At 62.9% G+C, this 20,379-nt stretch carries 21 protein-coding genes; 3 read left to right on the top strand and 18 right to left on the bottom strand.

Annotation, left to right across the window (positions count from 1 at the left end; all coding sequences use genetic code 11):
• Window positions 1-93: 93 nt before the first annotated feature.
• From AC3WQS_RS18815 to AC3WQS_RS18780, 8 genes are all read right to left on the bottom strand, one after another.
• Window positions 94-972 carry a TM2 domain-containing protein gene (locus AC3WQS_RS18815; protein WP_060939339.1) on the bottom strand — a complete coding sequence of 293 codons (879 nt, stop codon included), beginning with the start codon at window positions 970-972 and terminating at the stop codon, window positions 94-96.
• A 129-nt stretch (window positions 973-1,101) separates the two neighbouring features.
• A complete protein-coding gene (locus AC3WQS_RS18810; protein ID WP_019748655.1) occupies window positions 1,102-1,527 on the bottom strand; it encodes a TM2 domain-containing protein in 426 nt (141 codons plus the stop codon).
• The gene (gene lgt, locus AC3WQS_RS18805; protein WP_019748656.1) at window positions 1,524-2,597 is read right to left on the bottom strand and encodes a prolipoprotein diacylglyceryl transferase; all 1,074 of its coding nucleotides are present in this window, start codon (window positions 2,595-2,597) and stop codon (window positions 1,524-1,526) included. Before lgt ends, AC3WQS_RS18810 begins: the two co-directional genes overlap by 4 nt.
• Window positions 2,594-3,397 carry a tryptophan synthase subunit alpha gene (gene trpA / locus AC3WQS_RS18800; RefSeq protein WP_060939338.1) on the bottom strand — a complete coding sequence of 268 codons (804 nt, stop codon included), beginning with the start codon at window positions 3,395-3,397 and terminating at the stop codon, window positions 2,594-2,596. Before trpA ends, lgt begins: the two co-directional genes overlap by 4 nt.
• Entirely contained in the window at window positions 3,394-4,743 is a 1,350-nt protein-coding gene (trpB, locus tag AC3WQS_RS18795) for a tryptophan synthase subunit beta (protein ID WP_492713325.1), read from the bottom strand. The genes trpA and trpB overlap by 4 nt, the downstream gene beginning before the upstream one ends.
• Window positions 4,744-4,817: 74 nt before the next feature.
• The gene (gene trpC / locus AC3WQS_RS18790; protein ID WP_003944016.1) at window positions 4,818-5,627 is read right to left on the bottom strand and encodes an indole-3-glycerol phosphate synthase TrpC; all 810 of its coding nucleotides are present in this window, start codon (window positions 5,625-5,627) and stop codon (window positions 4,818-4,820) included.
• A gap of 125 nt (window positions 5,628-5,752) precedes the next feature.
• Complete coding sequence (locus AC3WQS_RS18785; RefSeq protein ID WP_019748659.1) at window positions 5,753-6,460, bottom strand: TIGR02234 family membrane protein; 708 nt, start codon at window positions 6,458-6,460, stop codon at window positions 5,753-5,755.
• Window positions 6,457-8,043, bottom strand: a complete 1,587-nt coding sequence (locus AC3WQS_RS18780; RefSeq protein WP_019748660.1) for an anthranilate synthase component I — start codon at window positions 8,041-8,043, stop codon at window positions 6,457-6,459. The genes AC3WQS_RS18785 and AC3WQS_RS18780 overlap by 4 nt, the downstream gene beginning before the upstream one ends.
• 57 nt (window positions 8,044-8,100) lie before the next feature.
• Between AC3WQS_RS18780 and AC3WQS_RS18775 the strand changes: the two genes are divergently transcribed.
• Window positions 8,101-8,559 (top strand): peroxiredoxin, encoded by a 459-nt coding sequence (locus AC3WQS_RS18775; RefSeq protein ID WP_397510732.1) that lies wholly within the window; start codon window positions 8,101-8,103, stop codon window positions 8,557-8,559.
• A 39-nt stretch (window positions 8,560-8,598) separates the two neighbouring features.
• On the opposite strand, the gene AC3WQS_RS18770 is transcribed toward AC3WQS_RS18775, so the two are convergent.
• Complete coding sequence (locus AC3WQS_RS18770; RefSeq protein ID WP_492713324.1) at window positions 8,599-9,381, bottom strand: dioxygenase family protein; 783 nt, start codon at window positions 9,379-9,381, stop codon at window positions 8,599-8,601.
• Window positions 9,382-9,556: 175 nt separating this feature from the next.
• Between AC3WQS_RS18770 and AC3WQS_RS18765 the strand changes: the two genes are divergently transcribed.
• On the top strand, window positions 9,557-10,066 hold the full coding sequence (locus tag AC3WQS_RS18765; protein ID WP_492713323.1) for a MarR family winged helix-turn-helix transcriptional regulator: 510 nt from the start codon (window positions 9,557-9,559) through the stop codon (window positions 10,064-10,066).
• A 29-nt stretch (window positions 10,067-10,095) separates the two neighbouring features.
• Here the strand turns inward: AC3WQS_RS18765 and AC3WQS_RS18760 are convergent, their stop codons facing one another.
• Window positions 10,096-11,634 carry an FAD-binding protein gene (locus tag AC3WQS_RS18760; RefSeq protein WP_492713322.1) on the bottom strand — a complete coding sequence of 513 codons (1,539 nt, stop codon included), beginning with the start codon at window positions 11,632-11,634 and terminating at the stop codon, window positions 10,096-10,098.
• 242 nt (window positions 11,635-11,876) lie between these two features.
• Between AC3WQS_RS18760 and AC3WQS_RS18755 the strand changes: the two genes are divergently transcribed.
• Window positions 11,877-12,467, top strand: coding sequence for a TetR/AcrR family transcriptional regulator (locus AC3WQS_RS18755; RefSeq protein WP_003943994.1), 591 nt, complete (start codon window positions 11,877-11,879; stop codon window positions 12,465-12,467).
• On the opposite strand, the gene AC3WQS_RS18750 is transcribed toward AC3WQS_RS18755, so the two are convergent.
• Genes AC3WQS_RS18750 through AC3WQS_RS18715 form a run of 8 tightly spaced genes read right to left on the bottom strand, consistent with a single transcriptional unit; the run spans window position 12,464 to window position 20,370 of the window.
• Window positions 12,464-12,931, bottom strand: a complete 468-nt coding sequence (locus AC3WQS_RS18750; RefSeq protein ID WP_134999577.1) for a hypothetical protein — start codon at window positions 12,929-12,931, stop codon at window positions 12,464-12,466. The two genes, AC3WQS_RS18755 and AC3WQS_RS18750, sit on opposite strands and share 4 nt — an antisense overlap.
• Window positions 12,928-13,464, bottom strand: coding sequence for an Rv1363c family protein (locus AC3WQS_RS18745; RefSeq protein WP_020907934.1), 537 nt, complete (start codon window positions 13,462-13,464; stop codon window positions 12,928-12,930). Before AC3WQS_RS18745 ends, AC3WQS_RS18750 begins: the two co-directional genes overlap by 4 nt.
• A complete protein-coding gene (locus AC3WQS_RS18740) occupies window positions 13,431-14,750 on the bottom strand; it encodes an MCE family protein (protein WP_029255478.1) in 1,320 nt (439 codons plus the stop codon). The genes AC3WQS_RS18745 and AC3WQS_RS18740 overlap by 34 nt, the downstream gene beginning before the upstream one ends.
• Complete coding sequence (locus AC3WQS_RS18735; RefSeq protein ID WP_492713321.1) at window positions 14,747-15,904, bottom strand: MCE family protein; 1,158 nt, start codon at window positions 15,902-15,904, stop codon at window positions 14,747-14,749. The genes AC3WQS_RS18740 and AC3WQS_RS18735 overlap by 4 nt, the downstream gene beginning before the upstream one ends.
• On the bottom strand, window positions 15,901-17,163 hold the full coding sequence (locus AC3WQS_RS18730; RefSeq protein ID WP_487760802.1) for an MCE family protein: 1,263 nt from the start codon (window positions 17,161-17,163) through the stop codon (window positions 15,901-15,903). The genes AC3WQS_RS18735 and AC3WQS_RS18730 overlap by 4 nt, the downstream gene beginning before the upstream one ends.
• On the bottom strand, window positions 17,163-18,185 hold the full coding sequence (locus AC3WQS_RS18725) for an MCE family protein (RefSeq protein ID WP_492713320.1): 1,023 nt from the start codon (window positions 18,183-18,185) through the stop codon (window positions 17,163-17,165). Before AC3WQS_RS18725 ends, AC3WQS_RS18730 begins: the two co-directional genes overlap by 1 nt.
• Entirely contained in the window at window positions 18,182-19,204 is a 1,023-nt protein-coding gene (locus tag AC3WQS_RS18720) for an MCE family protein (protein ID WP_020907939.1), read from the bottom strand. Before AC3WQS_RS18720 ends, AC3WQS_RS18725 begins: the two co-directional genes overlap by 4 nt.
• Entirely contained in the window at window positions 19,201-20,370 is a 1,170-nt protein-coding gene (locus tag AC3WQS_RS18715; protein ID WP_492713319.1) for an MCE family protein, read from the bottom strand. Before AC3WQS_RS18715 ends, AC3WQS_RS18720 begins: the two co-directional genes overlap by 4 nt.
• Window positions 20,371-20,379: the final 9 nt, after the last annotated feature.

The following is a 20,379-nucleotide window of genomic DNA, read 5'->3' as shown; positions in this document are numbered from 1 at the left end:
GTTTATCAGCACATAACCGCAGGTCGCGAGAGTAAAACTGTGGCCCCCTGACGACGAGCGTCAGGGGGCCACAGTTCCGAACATCGTTTTCGATCAGCTACGCAAAGGTCGGTTGTACTGATCGCGCACACTGCCGGTCAACATCATGATGCCGTCGATGAGCGGCCAGATGCCACCGATTCCACACGTCAACCAAGTGACCGCGATCTGTGCGACAGCCATGCCGGGCTGGTTGAGGTAAAAACGTCCTGCTCCGAAACCGCCGAGCAGAATGCCCAGCAATCCGGCGGTCGTCTTCGACTTGTCCGAATACGGTTCGCCGGTCATCGGGTCACGTCCGTACGGTGCGGACGGGTCGACAAGGCCGAAGCCAGGCTGAGGATAACCCTGACCTTGAGGGTATCCCTGCGCCTGACCGTAACCGGGCTGCGAATATCCAGGCTGGGGGTAGCCCTGCTGCTGACCGTAATTCTGGCTTCCCTGCGGCGGAGCGGCGGGGTAGCCCTGCGGCGGAGCCGCGTAGGGATTCGGAGTCTGATCTGCCGGCGCACCGTAGACGGGACCGTCCGTCGGGGTTTGGGTCGGCCTCGAGTAGTCCGGCGCCGGATAGTCGGTCGCCGGATAGTTCTGGGCGGCGTAACTTTCCTGCGACGTGTACGGCGCCGTGGGCTGATTCGGGGTGGAATCAGAATCGGCAGAGGGGAACGCTGTAGTCGATTCGGTTCCGGTCGGCGGCGGGTAGATGGGGTGGTTTCCCCAGCCCGGGCCGTTCCCGACTCCCGAATACGTGTCCCAGCCTGGACCGGTGCCGGTGGTCTCCGTCGACGGAGTCTTTTCCGTTGGCGCCGAGGTTTCCGTCAACGACGCATCCGCCGTCGCGTCGTAGTCGAACGGCGACCCGAACTGGGGTGGAACCGGCGGCTGCGATCCTGACGAGTCCCCCGACTCGGACGGTTCCGGATTCTTGTTCAAGTTAGGCAACGTACTTTCCTTCGATTCGACGACGGTACGTGATCGTTTTTGCTATTCGGCCGCGAGAAGGGTTCGACCTTCGCGAGGCCGGTCCCCCACACATCTGTCTTCGCGGTTCATCCTCGCGGTTCATCCTCGTAACGGCCGGCGAACACCGTCCCGCGCATTGCCCGAAAGTATCACGATGCCGTCGACGAACGCCCAGATCCAAATTCCGATGGCAAATGGAATTCCGATGAGGAACGCGGACATGAACAGCGCGAAGAACATGCCGAGCAGTTGGCACAGTCCGATGCCGACGCTCCCGATGTAAAGACGACCGACTCCACAGATTCCGAGGAAGCCCAGCAAGATCTGCAACAGTCCAGCTGTAGCTTTCGACTTGTCGGAATACGGTTCCCCCGTTACCGGGTGCCGACCGTACGGCGCATAGGGATCTCCGAACCCGTACATCGATGGAGCGGGCGGTGGCTGCTGATATCCGTACGGATTGGGCGCGCCGTAGACCGGTCCCTGATCCTCGGGGAACCCCCCTTGCGAATAGGGACCTGTCACGGCTTGTCTTTCTTCGACAGCTTCACCGCGTCCGACGACTCATCCGACGCTGCCGTGGAGGCGCTTGCCTCACTGGAAGCGGATTCAGCAGCATCGGATTCAGAATCTTCTGCGTCGGCGCCTTTCGCGTCGGCCTTCGCCGAATCAGTTTCGGTAACTGGCGCCGCGACTCCTGCTTCACCGGCAGCTACCGCAGCGACGTAGTCCTTGGACTTCAAATCAGCCGGATCCTCACGACCCTTCTTCGCCAGGAAGAAGTAGGCCAGTGCGGCGAAGAACACGATCCCCGAAGTGAATGTGTTGACTCGAATGCCGGCGATCTCGTATGCGAAATCGTCGCGCATCAGTTCGACGACAAACCGGCCCAGGCAATAACCCGCGACGTACAGAGCAAACAGGCGTCCGTGACCGATCTTGAATCGGCGGTCGACGAGGACCAGCAGGATCACGATCAGGACGTTCCACACAGCTTCGTAGAGGAACGTCGGGTGAACGACCCGAATGACTTCTCCGTTGGAGACACCTGCCAGTTGATCGAGCTGGCCGGAGGAGTTCACACGCTCGAAGATCTCGAGGCCCCATGGGACGGTGGTCTCGCGACCGTACAACTCCTGGTTGAAGTAGTTGCCGATACGACCGATGGCCTGCGCGAGCAGGATTCCGGGCGCAATCGCATCACCGAGCGCGGAAACCGGAATGCCGCGTCGACGGCAGCCGATCCACGCACCGATGCCGCCGAGGAACACAGCTCCCCAGATTCCGAGGCCTCCCTGCCACACCTTGAGTGCATCGAGAGGCTGACCGTTCTCGCCGAAATAGGCGGGCCAGTCGGTCAATACGTGATAGAGCCTGCCACCGATCAGACCGAACGGAACAGCCCAGATCGCGATGTCGAGAACGGTCCCCTTCTCGCCGCCGCGGGCGACCCAACGACGATCTCCCCACACGATCGCGACGATGATGCCGAGGATGATGAAGAGCGCGTAGGCGCGCAGCGCTACCGGTCCGACGTACCAGACGCCTTGGGGCGGGCTGGGGATATAGGCCAGTAGGTCCACAGTTGAGGTCACGACGCCACGGTAGCCGAGCGGACGCCCTCGGCGAGTTCTTCGGTGAGCGAGCGAACCGCTCCCAAGCCGTTCTCGACCGCGGAGACCAGAGCCGAGCCGACGATGACGGCATCGGCGTATGCCGCGATTTCGGCAGCTTGTGCGCCGGACCGAACACCCAATCCGACGCCGACGGGAATGTCGGAATGCGCGCGGATTCGTGCGGTCAGTTCCGGAGCCATCGACGACACGGCGTCGCGAGCGCCGGTGACACCCATTGTCGAGGCCGCGTAGATGAATCCACTACTCACGTCGAGTGTCATCGCGAGCCGTTCTTCCGTCGAGGACGGGGCGACAAGGAAGATCCGGTCGAGGTGGTGCTCCTCGGATGCTTCCATCCAGGCGCCTGCTTCTTCCGGAATGAGGTTGGGGGTGATGAGTCCGAGCCCGCCGGCAGAAGCGAGGTCTCGTGCGAACTTGTCGACGCCGTACTGCAGTACCGGGTTCCAGTAGGTCATCACGACGGCCTTGCCGCCGACCGAACTGATCTGCTCGATCACGGTGAAGATGTCGCGAAGGCGAACGCCGTTGGTGAGTGCGGTTTCGGCTGCACGCTGGATGGTCGGACCGTCCATGACCGGATCGGAATACGCGACACCGACTTCGATGATGTCGCAGCCACCGTCGACCATCGCCTTGAACACGTCGATCGATTCGGGAACGGTCGGATAACCGGCAGGCAGGTAACCGACGAGGGCGGCACGCTTGTCAGCCTTGCACGCTGCAAAGGTGGGTGCGAGGCGTGATGGTCGTTCGCTCACTTGTCCGAGCCTTCCGTGTTGTCGTTCTGGTCTGCTGCATCATCCGGAGCGGTTGCCTGACTCGAGGCGCCGTCGAAGAGACCGAACCAGCTTGCGGCGGTGTCCATGTCCTTGTCACCGCGACCGGAGAGATTGACGACGATGATCGCGCCCTCGCCGAGTTCCTTGCCCAGTCGGAGCGCGCCGGCAACGGCGTGGGCGGATTCGATGGCCGGGATGATGCCTTCGCGGCGCGAGAGCAGCAGAAGAGCATCCATCGCTTCGCTGTCGGTGACGGGTTCGTAGGTGGCACGCCCGATATCGCTCAGGTAAGCGTGCTCGGGTCCGACGCCCGGGTAGTCCAGACCAGCAGAGATCGAGTGCGATTCGATGGTCTGACCGTCTTCGTCCTGGAGCAGGTAGGAGTAGGCACCCTGGAATGCGCCAGGGGTACCGCCGGCGAACGTTGCTGCATGCCTTCCGGTTTCGACACCGTCGCCGGCTGCTTCGTAGCCAACCAGCCGTACCGACAGATCGTCGATGAACGGGTGGAAGATTCCGATTGCGTTGGAGCCGCCTCCGACGCAGGCTGTGACTGCATCGGGGAGGCGGCCGGTCAGTGCCTGAACCTGGATTCGTGTTTCGAGGCCGACCACTCGCTGGAAGTCGCGAACGATGGTGGGGAACGGGTGCGGACCTGCCGCGGTACCGAAGCAGTAATAGGTGTTGTCCGCGTGGGAAACCCAGTCGCGCAAGGCTTCGTTGATCGCGTCCTTGAGCGTGCGCGAACCGGTCTCGACCGAGACGACCTCCGCGCCGAGCAGGCGCATGCGTGCGACGTTCAGTGCTTGACGTTCGGTGTCGACAGCACCCATGTAGATGACGCACTCGAGACCGAGCAGTGCACAGGCGGTGGCCGATGCCACACCGTGCTGGCCCGCTCCGGTCTCGGCGATGATGCGGGTCTTGCCCATACGCTTCGCCAGCAGAACCTGACCGAGAACGTTGTTGATCTTGTGAGAACCGGTGTGGTTCAGATCTTCACGCTTGAGAATGATGCGCGCGCCGCCGGCGAACTCGCTCATTCGCGTTGCCTCGAAAATCGGCGACGGACGCCCGGTGTAATCGCGCTGCAAGCGATCGAGTTCGTTCAAGAACGTGTCGTCCGCGCGAGCCTTTTCGTACTCCGCAGTGACTTCCTCGATAACCGCCATGAGAGCTTCCGGCACATGCCGTCCGCCATAGACGCCGAAATGCCCTCCGGCATCCGGGTCGTGAGAGCGCTCGGTGAGTCCCGCGCTGGCCGGCGGCAGATTGCCGCCCTTGAATACTGCACCGGAGCCTGGTTCCTGAGTACGTGAAGTCACCCCACCAGTCTGCCCCAACGGTGTCGCTGGTCACCGCCCGGGTGCATCAAAGCACGCCGGGCGGGTGAAGCGCTTTATCGAGACGGTTTGGGGCAGGACGGGTGTGCACCGGCATTGACCAGATCTGCGACGGCCTTGCGAGGGTCGCCGCTGGTCACGAGGCCTTCACCGACGAGCACTGCGTCGGCGCCCGCACCGGCGTACGCCAACAGATCGGCAGTTCCGCGAACACCCGATTCGGCGATCTTGATCGTCTCGGTCGGCAGACCGGGCGCAATGCGACCGAAGGTGTTCTTGTCCACCTCGAGGGTCTTGAGGTTGCGCGCGTTGACACCGATCACCTTGGCGCCGGCTTCGAGCGCGCGGTTGGCTTCTTCCTCGGTGTGCACCTCGACGAGGGCAGTCATTCCCAGAGATTCGGTGCGATCGATCAGCGAGGCGAGCGCCTGCTGTTCGAGTGCCGCGACGATCAGCAAGATGACGTCGGCGCCGTGAGCGCGAGCCTCGTGAATCTGGTACGGCCCCACGATGAAGTCCTTGCGCAGCACCGGAATGGTGACCGCTTTACGGACTGCGTCAAGGTCGGCCAACGAGCCGTGAAAACGGCGCTCTTCGGTGAGAACACTGATGATGCGTGCGCCACCGGCTTGGTAAGCCGCGGCAAGCTCTGCGGGATCGGCAATGTCGGCCAGCGCACCCTTTGACGGGCTCGCTCGCTTGACCTCGGCGATGACGCCGATGCTCGATTCCAGAAGTGCTGCTGCAGCATCGAGTGCAGGCGGTGCAGCGGCCGCAGCAGCCTTGACTGCAGCGAAGTCGAGTACGGCTTCGCGGGCGGCGACATCAGCGCGCACCCCGTCGAGAATCGAGTCGAGTACGGTCATCGTGGCCCGAATCCTTTCTGGGCAAGAGCCCGATGTGAGATACGTCATCAGGGTGGTCTCAGCCTAGTGGGACGAAATTTTGCTACTCCGTCGGGGTACCCACGCAGGTGAGGGTTCAGTCTTACTCAGTGCGACGACCCCGGTTTCGCACCGTTGCCTCCCCCAGCTCCGTCGTCCCCGTCAGCCACTGTCGGGTCCTCTCCGGCATCGAGCGCGTCCCACAACATCCGTTGTGTCACAGGCTCGTCCGACGCGGGTGTGTCTCCCTGACCGAGCTTGGCTGCAGCTTCGCGGCGCGCGGCAGGGTTGTCGTACTTCGACGACAACCCGCCTCGCACTGGAGGTTTGCGCATCAGAAGTACTGCTGCGCCGAGCGCCGCCACCGCTCCGAGCAACGCAAGCAAGGCAGGCAGTACCGAAACAGTCGTCGAGAGATCTTCCGGGTGACCGGACAACTCGGCCAACTCCACCGCTCGGTCCGCAGAGGCTCCGGACACCAACAACTGCACCGCCGGAACCGCTACCGCGACGGCGACGAGTGCCACCAACAGTCCGACCACACGAAGCGCCCAACCTCGCACCGCGAACGACGCCGCGATCGCCGCCAGAAGCGCGAGCGCGAGCGGAGTCATCGCCGCCGCCCAGGTGCTGCCGTCGAGGTCCGTCGTCCGCTCCAGCGTCTTGCCGTCGCTCGAGGTCAGATGAACCCACGTCATTCGTGAGCTGCCCCACAGAGCTGCTGCCGACAGTGCAAGCAAAAGCGTCCTCGGCACAGCGGTGCCACGAGAAGCCCTTGTAGGCTGCTCCGCTGCAATCGACTCGTTCTCACTCACTGATCGTCACCTCCGATGGTGCGCAGGGTGTGCGCCGACGCGATGGCGCTCAGCACTGCCATCGCCTTGTTGCGGGCCTCGGTGTCCTCGTAGACCGGATCCGAGTCGGCGACGACGCCGGCCCCCGCCTGGACATATCCGATCCCGTCCTTGATCAATGCCGTTCGGATCGCGATCGCGGTGTCGGCGTCGCCGGCGAAGTCGAGGTAGCCGACGATGCCGCCGTAGATACCCCGCCTGGTGGGCTCGAGTTCTTCGATCAGCTGCATCGCACGCACCTTGGGTGCCCCTGACAGGGTTCCAGCGGGGAAGCAAGCCGTGACCGCGTCGAGAGCGTGCTTTCCCTCGGCCAGATGACCGGTGACGGTCGATACGAGATGCATCACGTGGCTGTACCGCTCGATGTGCCGGTAGTCGTGCACCTTCACCGTGCCCGGGCGACAGACACGACCCAGATCGTTTCGCCCCAGATCGACGAGCATGAGGTGCTCGGAGTTCTCCTTCTCGTCGGCGAGGAGGTCCTTCTCGAGCAGGATGTCGTCCTCCTCTGTGGCACCGCGCCATCTGGTTCCAGCGATCGGGTGTGTTGTCGCGACGCCCTCGGCGACGGTGACCAGTGCTTCAGGGCTCGAACCGACGATCGAAAACGCCGTCTCTCCATCACCGTTCGGCACGTTGAGCAGATACATGTACGGGCTGGGGTTCGACGCGCGCAGCATCCGGTACACGTCGATCGGTGCTGCAGTGCAATCGATCTCGAATCGCTGCGAGAGAACTACCTGGAATGCCTCGCCCGCTTCGATGTCGCCGATCAACTTTTTGACGTCGACACCGAAGCTCTCGGTGGTGCGTTGACGACGGTAGTTCGGAGTCGCTTTCGAGAATGTCGACACCGTCGATTTCGCCGGCGCCGCGAGAGCGCGAGTCATCGCGTCCAACCTGGCAACCGCGTCGTCGTACGCCGTGTCGACACGCTCGTCGGTGCCGTCCCAGTTGACCGCATTGGCGATGAGGGTGATCGCCCCTTCGTGGTGATCGACAGCGGCGATGTCGGCAGCAAGCAGCATGACCATCTCGGGTATCTGCAGGTCGTCGACCGCGGAGTCACCCAATCTCTCGAGGCGCCGCACCGCGTCGTAACCGAGGAACCCGACCATTCCGCCGGTCAGCGGGGGTAGGTCGGGAAGTCGCTCCGAACGAAGTAGTTCGAGGGTGGCACCGAGTGCATCGATCGGGTCACCGCCGGCCGGAGCACCGGCCGGAACATTGCCGTACCAAGCCGCCTCTCCGTCCACGACGGTCAGTGCAGCCGGACTCCCGACGCCGATGAACGACCACCGCGACCACGAACGACCGTTCTCGGCCGACTCGAGCAAGAAGGTGCCTGGACGATTGCCGGCCAACTTCTCGTACGCCGAGAGCGGAGTTTCGGAGTCCGCCAACACTTTCCGAGTGACCGGAACGACCCGGTGCTCAGCTGCGAGGGCACGGAACTGCTCCCGAGTGGTGGTGGAATCGGACGCGTCACCGACGATCGCGGTGTCGGACGACCGTGCGGACATGGAGGTGGGCTCGCCGTGCATGCCTCCATCATCCCAGGCTCCCCCACACGGTCGTCGTGCGCGGGTAACCTCGGCCGAATGAAACCAGGCCAACTCGCCCCCGATTTCTCGCTGCCCGACCAGGACGGAACTCCGCGCTCGCTGACGAGCCTGCTCGCGAACGGCCCCTTGGTCCTCTTCTTCTACCCGGCAGCCTCGACGCCGGTGTGCACCGCCGAGGCGTGCCACTTCCGTGACCTGGGCAGCGAATTCGCCGCGGTGGGCGCTTCGCGGGCAGGTATCAGCACCGATACGGTCGAAGCTCAGTCGACCTTTGCCACCGCACAATCCTTCGACTACCCCCTGCTCGCCGACACCGACGGCAAGGTAGCCGAACAGTTCGGCGTCAAGCGCGGACTCCTGGGCAAGCTGGCTCCGGTCAAACGCTCGACCTTCGTGATCGACATCGACCGCACCGTTCTCAAAGTCATCTCGAGTGAACTTCGCGCCAACACGCACGGCGACCAGGCACTCGAGTTCCTTCGCAATCGAAGCTGACTCACCTGGGCGAAATGATTCTCTGAGCAACCTGATTCTCTAGGCGACCTGAATCGAGCGCTTCGCAAGTCCCATCCAGAATCCGTCGATCACCTGGGTGGGCACCTGCTCCGGATCGGACGACGCACCGAGCGTGACGAACAACGGGGCGAAGTGCTCGATGGTCGGATGCGCGTACGGCATCCCGGGAGCTTGCGCGCGGAAGTCGATCAACGAATCGACGTCTCCGGCAGCGAACCTCTCCCCTGCCCACGCGTCGAATTCCGCCGACCATCCCGGGGCCTGCGCCTCCGGTGACGGATCGCGCAGGAACGGCAGCCCGTGCGTGGTGAATCCGGATCCCACGATCAGTACACCTTGCTCACGGAGTGGCCGTAGGCGTTCTCCGAGATGGAGCAAACGCTCGGGATCGAGGGTTGGCAGCGAAATCTGCAGTGCCGGGATGTCTGCGTCCGGGTACATCACCGTGAGCGGCACGTAGGCACCGTGATCCAGTCCTCGATTCGGCTGCTGCACCACTCGTTCGTTGTCCGGCATCAACGCGGCAACCTGAGCTGCGAGTTCCGGAGCGCCGGGAGAGTTGTACTTCGCGCGGTAGAACCTCTCGGGAAAACCACCGAAGTCATAGATGAGCGGGGTGCCCGTGGTCGTCGAACCGATCGTCAGCGGTGCTGATTCCCAGTGCGCCGAGACGACGAGGATTGCCGTCGGCCGCGGAAGATCACCGGCCCACGCCCCCAATTCCTCGACCCACAACGCGCTGTCCACCAGCGGCGGAGCACCGTGGCTGAGATACAGCGCAGGCATGGTTGTGGTGGACATATGGGCTCCTCGGGATAGACATTCGTCGTTAAGTTGAAGGTTCAACCTAATATAGGACTCAACACTTGCGTCCCGCAACTATTCCCCGCAATATTCTTCTGGACATGCGTCTGAGACGCTGTACACCAGCACGCTCCGTGCACGAAGAATGCTCGACCCGAAGGAGAAGTCACCGATGAGTGAACCGACCGCGCAGCCCGACGCGCAGTCTCAGACGAAGTGGCTCACAGCCGAGCAGCAGGAAGCCTGGCTGACACTGATCGCTCTCGTGACACGGTTGCCTGCCGCACTCGACACTCAACTGCAACGCGATTCGGCACTCACCCACTTCGAATACTTCGTGCTCGCCGCACTCTCGGACGCCCCCCACCACAAGCTCCAGTTGTCGGTACTGGCCCAGCGCGCGAACGCTTCCCTGTCCCGCCTCTCGCACGTCATCACGAAGATGGAGAAAGCCGGCTGGGTGAAACGGGAAGTCATTCGCGGCAGCCGCGGCTCCAACGCAGTACTCACCGACGAAGGAATGACAAAGGTCGTCGCGGCCGCGCCGCCACACGTCGCCTCTGTTCAAGGTCTCCTCTTCGAGGGCCTCGATGATCGCCAGGTCGCCCAGCTTTCGTCCTTGGGGACTGCAATGCTCAGCCAACTGGACAAGGGAATCGCCGCCGGACTCGGCAAGGCCTGACCCCTTTCCCGACACGAGCGGCCCGATCCTTACGACGGCGGCTTCGTGAGGTCGAGTGCAGCCAGGTGACTGAACAGCATGCTCGCTCCGATCGGGTTTCCACCTCCGGGATACGTTGTCCCGCTGGCCGCTGCCATCGTGTTCCCCGCCGCGTACAACCCGGCAATCGCCGTACCGTCGGCTTTGAGCACCCGCCCGGTTGCGTCGGTACGTAGACCACCTTTGGTCCCGAGGTCGGAGATACCGAAAGCGGCCGCGTGAAACGGTCCTTGGTCGATCGGTACGAGCGGTGAAGCCCCCTCCGAAAAGGCACGGTCGTACGCAGTGTCTCCTCGGCCGAAGTCCGTGTCGACGCCGGTCGCCGCAGACTCGTTGAATCGCTTCACGGTCTGCACCAGTTCCGCTGCGGGAACATCGATCTGGGCGGCGAGGTCTTCGAGCGTCTGGGCACTCTTCCACAACCCCGCCTCCACATACTGCTCCGTCTGCGCCATGGGCACGTTGGGCGCCTTCACCGGCGGCACTGCACCTTCCCTGTTGTCGTAGATCATCCAATACGGTGTGGTTACTTCTCCTGCCAGCATGTGTTCGATGACGGAGCGACCCAAGCGGTCGTACGGCGCAGACTCGTTGACGAATCGACGACCGTTGTCGTCCACGAAGATTCCGCCGGTGAACCACAGCGCAAACGCGGAGCGGCCATCCGGATGGGTGAGCCCCGGCGACCACCAGGCCTCCCCCATGAGGTCGGTATCGGCGCCCACGGCGATGGCCGCCTGATGCGCCTTGCCGAGATTGCCGGGACAACCCATCGTGTCGAGCGCCGAGCCGGGAACACCGAATTCGGCACGCAGGGTCTCGTTCTGTTCGAATCCGCCCGCGGCCAGAATCACTCCTCTGCGGGCTCGGATGGTTCGACGCCGACCACCTTGTTCGACGACCGCGCCGACGACCGATCCGTCCTCGACGACCAATTCTTCGAGAGTGGTGTTCAGGTGCATGGCGGCGTTGGCGAATGTCGAAAGTGCCAGCAAGAATCGACCGATCAACGACTGCCCGCCGACGAGGTACGCCGGCAACTCTTCTCCCAACCGCTCCGTCGCGAGCGGCGATCGAAGTGAATCACGTAGCACACCAAGCCTCTTCGCGTTCATCGGTTTGGGAACGATGTGTCGACCGCTCGCGCGAGCCTTGGGTTTTTCCCCGAAGTAGTCGGGCCACGGCAGTATCTGGAACTCGAAATTCGAGTCCTCTTCGAGATAGTCGATCAACCCGGCGCCGCCTCGAACGTATGCCTCCTGGACGTCGGCAGGTGTCCGATCACCCACCACCGAACGGTAGTACTCCAGCGCATCTTCGATGGTGTCGTCGTCCCCGCCCCGGCGAAGAACGGCGTTGCACGGGAACCACATTCCGCCGCCGCCCGAGTACGCCGTTGTTCCGCCGTACTTGCCGGTCGCTTCGATCACAATGACGTCGAGGCCTTCGCGTGCTGCCGTATACGCGCCGGCGAGTCCGCCGCCCGATCCCACAGCGAGTACGTCGCATGTCTCGTCCCACTTCGTCATAATCAGCCTCTCCGATCCTGGGCACATTTCCGAACGTGTTCTAGAAATCGTTCTAACACATGGACTTAGCGATCGCGGGGGATCGAAATTCTGTCCCACCGAGCGGGAGCGAGACATGACGCCGAGCGGGAGCGAGACATGACGCCGAGCGGGAGCGAGAGATGACACAGAGCGGGAGCGAGAACGAGCGGTGATAGCGCACACTTTGCTCGCATGGGTCTGATCCCGTAGTGTCTGGACACATGTCTGGTAAGACCAAGTTCGAGTCCACTCGTCGACGGCTCACACAGCAGCAAGCCGAAACCGTCGATCGATTGACCGCGGCAGCGATCACGGTCCTGCGCGACAAAGGGTTTGCCGATCTGACTGTGCGAATGGTGGCAGCGGAAGCCGGTGTCGCCGCAGCCACGGCGTACACCTATTTTTCGTCCAAGAGTCACCTTGTGGCAGAACTGTTCTGGCGCCGACTCGACGCAGTACCGCACGAGCCCTCCCCCGAGGCGGAACGAGAAGCGCAGGTCTGCTCGGTCCTTCGAAGCGTCGCACTCCTCGTTTCCGACGAACCGGAGCTGGCCGCGGCCGTGACCACGGCGATGATGGGCAATGATCCCGACGTCGAACACCTTCGGGGACGTATCGGCAAGAACATCCGCGAGCGGCTCATCGAGGCGCTGGGGCCGTCATACGATCCCGACGTACTCGAAGCACTCGAAATCTCCTGGTCCGGAGCGCTTGTCCGAGCCGGCATGGGTTACGAGTCCTATTCGCAGATCGCAGACCGGCTCGAAGTCACTGCCAGGCTGATCATGGCGGGCCGCGACAACCTTCACTAGACGGGGGTCATGGCACTCACCAGCCATGTGCCGTCGACTCGATCGAGTGTCACCTCGACTCGGCTCGACGTCGACGCTGGTGCCGGCCGCGCGATACTCGTCGTGATCTGATCGACGAACAGGAGCAATTCCGCTCGGTCTGCAGCAGCGGAGAGCACTCCCACGTCGACTACTCGCGCCTTCGTGCTGATTCCTTGCTCCTTCGACTGGGGTGCAACGGTTTTCGATCCGAATTCAGCGAAGCGGTCCTGAAATGTTCCACTTGCGCCCTCGGCAGCATGTGCAAGATCCTCGTCCACCGTGTCGCTGTTGTAGCTCAAGAGATTCTCGACGAGCATCGGCGCCACACCGATCACCTCGACACGTGCGGTTTCAGCGGCTGCCGAACGGTGGTGACTCCAGAGCAGAGTCCCGCCGGCTCCCACCAAGATCAGCGCTGCAAACGCCAAGACCACGCGCTTCACGGGACGAACTCCACACTCGACATCAGTACCCGACCGTCGACCTCTTCGACACCGACGCGAAGACGGTAGGTTCGCGCCGAAGACTCTCCCGCCGAATTGCCGACCTGAGCCGATGCCGCGATCAGTACCACCCCCGAGGTTCCGGATTCCGATGCCAGGGCGGCGGTGTCGACATGACCGTCGGAATCGACGGCGAAATCACGGATCGATGCGACGAACGCAGATTCACCGGACTTCAGTTCGTCTGCAAAAGTTCCCGTAGTCAGCGACTTCAGCTCCGCGAGATCCTCGTCGAGCGTGGCAGAGTGAACGTCGATCAGAGCAAGGGTTCCTGCGACAGCACCGTCGACGAACCCTTGACGCTGGGACTCTCGCACGCGGTCCGATCGAACTGCCAGACAACCGAAGACGACAACGACGCTCAGAGCCGCGAGTGCAATCCAGACCAGGGCAGTGAGTACACCGCGCTTCCCTCGGACCGGATCCAGCACCTCACCTCTCAGCGATTCGTCGGCGTCAGCAACTGTTGCCACGGCTCCCCCTCCCCCGGACCGGAGTCAGCCGGAGCCAACTCCGTGTGTTGATAGTCGACTCCGTCAGGCCCGGTGTACAACTCGCCGGGCGCATTGGTCCCCGACGGCACGTACGCTTCGGGGCTCCGGCAGATCTCCGGGCTCGGTGCTCGTTTGCCCGGTACCTCCATGCAGGGAATGTTCCGAGATCCACGAACGGCGAAGACCGAGTTCTGTGGCACTTTGCAGTACAGATCAGCCGGGGTGTCCGGCACACTCGTCTGGGTCGGGTCCCGTCGCTGATCGGCAGGAAGGTAACCGGTCGAGCACGCCGCAGGGTCCTGCGCTTGGAGGTGGAAGTTGACGTTCGCGGCGCCGTCCACCTGCCCGCGTTGTACGACGGTTTCCTGTGCCGCGACCAGTGGCGGCAAGATGACGAGCACCTGTTCCAACCCGGCGTTGTACGTCAAAGCCACCTGAGCGGTGCTGGTGAAATTGGCAAGCAGCACAGGCAAAGTGGGTTTGAGGCCTTGAAACAGCAGGTCGGCTTCAGTCGCGAAGCCCGGTCCGGTCTCGAGGATATTGCGCACGGACCCGTCGGCGACCTCCAACTGTCCACTGAGCTGAGCGACACTGGACGCCCACTGGCGAATCTGATCGCCCGTCACCACCTGTGTCTGCAGGAGCGGATCCAACTGCTGTACGAGCGTCGTAGCCGGCGTTGTGGCAGCGGCCATCTGATCGACGAACGAGGTGGTCGAATCCAGCAGACGAGCCAGATCCTCTCCCCTGCCTCCGAAAGCTGCCGCGGACTCGTCGATCACCGATCGCAACTTGTCCTGCGGTACGGATGCGAGCATCGCCTGCGCCTGATCGAGGACCGGTCCGATCTCGGTCGGGATCGTGACAGCGTCGGGGCCGATCACGTCTCCGTCGGCCAGAAAGGGTCCGTCCGCGGTGCTCGGTTGCATGTCGACGTATTGCTCACCGATTGCCGACACGCTTCGCACCGCTACTGTGAGCCCGCTGGAGGGAACGGGAACCGCACTCTCCAAGGATAATTCGGCGCGTACCACTCCCGGAGAGAGACGCACCGACCTGACCTGACCGATGGTGTCGCCGCGATAGGTCACGTTCGCGTTCCGATACAGGCCGCCGGCGTCGGGCAGTTCGACTGTCACCGAATAGCGCCCGATGCCGAGCATGGTCGGAACTCTCAGGTACGAGATAGCCGCTGCGCTCATGCCTATCACCGCCAGGATCGCGAAGATCGTCAATTGCCTTCGCACCAACTTCGTGAGAATCATCGTCCACCGTCCTGGTCGGTCCGCCCTGTACCACTTGGGGCGGCCCGCCCGGTGTCACTTGGGGCGGCCCGCCCGGTACCCAGAGGCGCGGTCAAAGGATCGACCAGTATTCCGTTCTCCACCGGAGTTTGCGGCGCCCCGAACGGAGTACCGAAGCCCAGACCTGACTGAAGGCGATTACTCGTGAGGTCGATCAGCGCCCACAAATTGGTGTAATCACCGCGCATTCCGTCGTCGATGGTCGTCTGAGGGAAGGGGAAGGTACTCAGATTGCCCAAATTGTTGATCAGGTCCGGTCCTGTTTCGACCACCTTCTGCAGCGTCGATTCCAAGGCGCTCAAATTGGCTTTCAAATCGTCGCGGGTCCGGTCGACCAGATCGGTCCCGACGTCCCCGAACCTGCCGACCGCATCGAGGGCGGTGGTCAGGTCGACGCGTTGGGCGCTCAGTTCCGCCAAGGCCGGATCAAGGGTCTCCAACGCCTCACCGAGAACGTCTCGCTGAGCCGTGATCTCACCGGCGAACACGTCGAGATTCTCCATGGTCGTGACTATCGCCTCGCGTTGACGGTCGAGTGTCTCGGTCACGCTGTCCATCTGGCTCAGCAGGTCGCGCGCCGCATCGGTCCGCCCGCCGAGAGCGGTGTTCAGTTCCGTGGTGATGCTGTGAATCTGGGCCAGCCCACCGCCGTTGAGCACCAAGGACAGTGCCGTCAACGCTTCCTCGGTGGTGGGATAGACACTGGCCGATGCAAGGGGAATCACGGATCCCTCCGACAACCGCCCTTCCGGCGCCACCTCGGTGGGCGGCGCGAGCGCGACGTGTTTGGATCCGAGCAGACTGGTTTGGCCGATCTTGGCAGTCGCGTTGGCGGGCAGCGACACCGAACCGTCGAGCGCAACCGTCACCCGGGCGTGCCAGTTGTCGGTCTCGATCGCACTGATACTTCCGACTGTCACGTCGTTGACCATGACCGGAGAGTTGGGACTGATCGACGTGACGTCCGGCATCTCGATCACGACCGAGAAACTTCCCTCACCGCTGCCGGCCGCGCCCGGCAGCGACACCGAATTCAGCCCGCTCCATTGACAACCCGTCAGAACGAGCACGGCGCTCGCCGCCACACACACTGTTCCCCACCGGCGGCCAGTCATCGTGATCCTGTCGACGGCATGAGCAAGCCGGTCAGATCAGACGCCACCGGTACCGTCGGAAAACTCAAGGCGCCAGTCGGTTCCAGATCAGGCTCGCTGTACACCAGTTGGTCCGGAAGAGCGCCGAGCGCCCGGGTCGGGTTGATGCTCAGGTCCGGGTAGTTCGCCTTGATCGTGTTGAGCAACGGGCCGAGGTATTCGATGCACAAATCCGCGCCCTTCTTCGAGGTGTCGTTGGCCAGGCCGGCGATTCCGCCGCAGATCAAGTCGATCGGGTTGCCGACGTTCTGGAATGCGGGCACACCCACCATCGCTCCTTGGGCCGGCCGGTAGACGTTGTAGTAGTTCGACAACGCTGTCGGAGCCAGATGCAGTACCTTCTCGAGACCTGCGCGCTTGTCGACCAATACCTGGGACACGTCGGCCAACTTCGCGATCTGCTCCGTCAAGCCGGTTCGGTTCTGTTCGACAAACCGCTGTACGTCGATGACGGCGGCGTCCAGATCGGCGAGAGCCGGAGCCAATTGCGTCCGGCTCTCGGCGAGCACACTCGAGACATTTGCCAGTCGTCCTTGGAACTGAACGATCTGTTCGTCGCTTGCGGCGAGTGCGGTCGTGAAGGTCTGCAGGCCGCGGATGGTGCCGAACAGATCGGCTCCGCCTTCGTCGAGTGTGCTCATAGCCTCCGAGAGTTCGGTCACCGAGCGCCCCAGCGCTTCCCCGTTGCCGGCCAGTGCGGATCCGGCACCGTCGAGGAAGTTGGCGGCGGGACCGCGATCGTCCCCGTCGGGACCCAAAGCATCGGCAGCCCGGCCCAGCTGTTCCTTGATCTGGTCCCACTCGACCGGGACGGCTGTTCGGTCGAGCCCGATCTCCGCACCGTCATTCAGTGCGTCGGCGCCGTCCGTCACCGCCGGCGTCAACTGCACGAAGCGGGCCGAGACCAGTGACTGGGCAACGATCACCGCTTTCGCGTCCTCGGCGACGGGAACCTCGCGCGCCAATTTCAGTTCGACGCGCATTCGATCTCCCTGTGGGGCGATCTCGGTGACGCGGCCGACGTCGACTCCCACGACACGAACGTCGTCACCGACATACAGGCCGGTCGTCGAGGTGAAGTAGGCGGTCACGTTGTAGTAGCGCAGATGTTGCACCGCAAGGTATCCCGACGCGACGACGATCGCCGCGCCGACGACGCTTCCACCGACGACGGCGATTCGACGCCAGTTCACCGGTTTGCGAACTCGTAAGGCACCCATCATCGAACCTCCGGAATCGGTAGCGGCGCAGGTGGTAGCCCGAACATCGCGTTGATCAACGGTTGGGTGTATTGCGCCGGTACCAGGTTCTGGACGTAGGCGTAATAGAAGGGACCGCTGGCCACGGTGTCGCCGAGCGTGCCCACGTACGTACCGAGACCGTCGATTCCCTGAGAAAGGTTGTCCTTGTTGTTCTGCAGAATGCCGACAACCGTGTCGAGTTTGCCGAGGACCGGTTGCAATTGCGCCTCGTTGTCGTGGACGAGTCCGCTCAGCTGGGTCGACAACGCCGAGATGTTCGTGATCACTTCCCCCAGCGCCGCCTGTCGCCGATCCAGTTCTCCCAACAAGGCGTTGCCGTCGACGAGTAGCGCGTTGACCTGTGGTCCACGCTCGGCCAGCGTCCCGGCGACGTCGTTTGCATCGGACAGCAAGGTGCGCAACATGTCGTCGCGTCTATTGACGCTGTCGGAGATCCGTGCGACACCGTCCAGTGCCGGCCTCAGGTTCGGCGCACTGTCGGACATCACCTGCCCCACTGCGTCGAGTGATTCGGAGAGTTGGTCGAGATCGATGTCCTCGACCGTCGTGGTGAGGTCACCGAGCACGTCGGGCAGCGAGTACGCCGATCTTGTTCGCTCGACCGGGATCTCGCCGCCGACCGCGATCCTTCCCGGACCGTCCAGATCGAGTGATACCGCTCGCTTGCCGAGCAACGACATCGTGGTGACGGCTGCCGACGTGCTTTCTCCCAAACCGATCGAGCCTTCCAGTGTGAAGTCCACGCGCGCGAGTCCGTGCTCGACCTCGATCCGGTCCACCTTTCCGATCTTCACTCCGGCGGCGTTGACTTCGTCTCCCGGCGCGAGACCGCTGGCGTCGGCGAACACCGCGCTGTACCCGACGCCCGATTTCAGGAACTGCAGATTCTGATACTGGAGCGATGCCAATACGACGGCGGCCGTGACGACCAATCCCACGACCCCCACGCGTACGGCCTGGCTCTGTGCCATCTCTCTCATCGTGGTGCGCACCTTCCGGTCGTCTGATCCACCAGGTCGACAGTGAGCGGCGTACCGTCGGCACCGTCGACCTTCAGTGCGATTCCGCACAGATAGAAGTTGAAGAACGACCCGTACGAGCCGACTCGGATCAGCTGCTTGTAGTTCGAGGGCATGGACGCGAGAATCCGATCGAGCTCACTTTGTTGCTCGATCAGCGGATTCAGGCTTGCGTCCAGCTTCGACAGGTTTCCCGCGATGTCCGGGCGAACTCCGGCGAGGAGATCGGCGAAGGTGCCTGATGCGGTGTTCACGCTCTCGACGGCAGTCCCGATCATCTCCCTGTCCGCCGCGAGCCCGCTGACCAGCTGTTGTAGGTGATCGAGAGTGTCACTGAACTGACCACCGCGGCTGCGCAATTCACTGAGCACACCGTCGAGGTTGCCGATCACTCGACCGATCAGTTGGTCGCGGTCTGCGAGAGTGTTCGTGATCGATCCGGTGTGCGCCAGCACCGATGCCACAGTTCCGGACTGGCCTTGAAACACCTCGAGCAAGGACATCGACAACGCGTTGACCTGCTCTGGGTCCAGGGCTTGAAACAGCGGCTTGAAACCACCGAGTAGCGCATCGAGGTCGAGTGCCGGCGCGGTGCGATCGACGGGAATGCTCTCTCCCTGTGGCTGCGGTTCCGCGATCCCCGGATCGTCGAGCAGTTCGAGGTATCGATTACCCACCAGATCCTGATATCGAACAGCGGCTCTGGTCGATACAGTCACGGTGTCACCCGTATCCACACTGAAACTCACGTGGGCACGGTGATTCCCACCGAATTCGACGGAGCCGACAGAACCGACCGGCACACCCGCGATGCGCACCTTGTCGCCGGCTCTGAGCCCGGAGGCGTTGACGAACTCCGCCGAGTACGACCTCGCGTCGCCACCTCGCATCTGGCCGAACACGAGGATCAGCCCGGCGTTGACGAGGATCATCACCAGAACAAAAATTCCGAACTTGACGGTGTACCCACGAACTTTCATCGGATCTCCGTCCCGAACAGGTAGCTCATCAGATCCGGGACCGTGTTCATCGGTTGCCCACCATTCGGCTGACGCTCGGGCGCAAACGGATTCACCCCGGTATCGGTCACCAGGTACGGAGCATTGACGTTCGGGTCGCGCAGTGGAAGACCCATACACTGCGGGCCACCTGTTGCCGCGACCTTCGGAAGGTCGTCGGGATATCGGTACGGTTCGGTTCCGGCGATCAGACCGATCGACATCTTGATTCCTGGTTGTCCGTTGTAGGCGCCGTCGCCGATCTTCTTGCTCTCCTGCAGTCCGTGGAACATGCAGGGAATCACCGGGGAGTATTCCTCGAGCAGTGCGGTGGTCGGCCGCAGTAACGACAGAACGGTGTCGATACCGTCGGCGTTGGCTCCCAGTACATCTTCTCCGGTGCGGGCGACCCCGATCACGTTGAGCAAGAGGAAATCGAGATTCTGCTGCTCGTCGAGAACAGTGGTTCCCGTCGTCGTGAGCGAGTCGAGGGTGTCCATCAAGTCGAGAACAGCGTCGCGGTAGGTCTGTGTGACGGCTGGTAAATCCGTCAACACATGATCGAGAGCCTCACGTGCAGTGTTGAATTCGAGCAACGAGGAATCTGCTTGTTCGAGTGCGACCCCGAGCCGTTCGCCGCGTCCTTGCAGAGCAGTCGAGAGGGCACCCAATGTCGAATCGAGCTTGCCCGGGTCCACCGTCCGGAGCACGGTGGTGAGTTTCTCGAACACCGTGTTCAGCTCGACAGTCACCCGGGATGCGTCGATCGTCGCCCCGGCGGCAAGTCGCGCGCTGCTCGGCTGCTCCGGCGAGGACAGGCTGACGAACTTCGCGCCGAAGGCCGTGTTCGACGTGATCGCCACATCCACGTTTGACGGAATAGATTCGAGCGCTTCGGGATCGATCGACAACGACAGTTGTGCGGTAGCGTCGTCAGTCGGCGTGATGGACTCCACCGAGCCCACGGTCACCCCGGCCATCTTCACCCGCGCGCCCGGATCCATCACGAGCCCCGCGCGCTCCGCGATCACCGTGATCGGGACGCGAGCGACAAACACCTGGTTGAAAGACGCGACCGACAAAGCGATGACCCCGACGATCGCCGCAGCCAAGCCCAGAGCAGCCAACTTGTAGCCGTATCTGTGCACGCAGTACCC

Source organism: Rhodococcus sp. FW305-130, assembly GCF_058788335.1.
Note: the sequence above shows the minus strand (reverse complement) of the source record. Positions and strands in the feature narration are given on the sequence as shown.